The organism is Pseudomonas sp. SDO5215_S409 (assembly GCF_054071325.1).
Genome location: NZ_JBSVWN010000195.1, coordinates 1 through 298 on the forward strand (window position 1 = coordinate 1; position 298 = coordinate 298).

Annotated in this window: 1 protein-coding gene; it reads right to left on the reverse strand. The window is 59.4% G+C overall.

Annotated elements, in window-relative coordinates; genetic code table 11:
• Window positions 1–298 (reverse strand): lipase family protein (locus tag ACW9H9_RS28870; RefSeq protein WP_457346744.1); only part of this gene is annotated, 298 nt, incomplete at both ends.

The following is a 298-nucleotide window of genomic DNA, read 5'->3' on the forward strand; positions in this document are numbered from 1 at the left end:
GCGCCGTCGATGAAGGTCTGGTCGGCGGCGCGGGGGGCGCCGTAGGTGTAGAGCAAAATATCCGCCGCATATTTTTTGTTGCGCCGTAGCATTTCGGCCAGCAACAGGGCAATCGCCCCGCCCAGGCTATGGCCGGTGATGATGAGTGTCTGGCCGTTGTAAAACTTGTCCAGGTAAATAACGACAAACTCGCGCAGGGCCTGTGCGGCGCCGTAAAAGCCACGGTGGGCTTGGCCAACACCTTCAGAGGGTTCAAGCGGGGCCTGGTTCGCGTCGATATCACGAAACAAATCCCAGG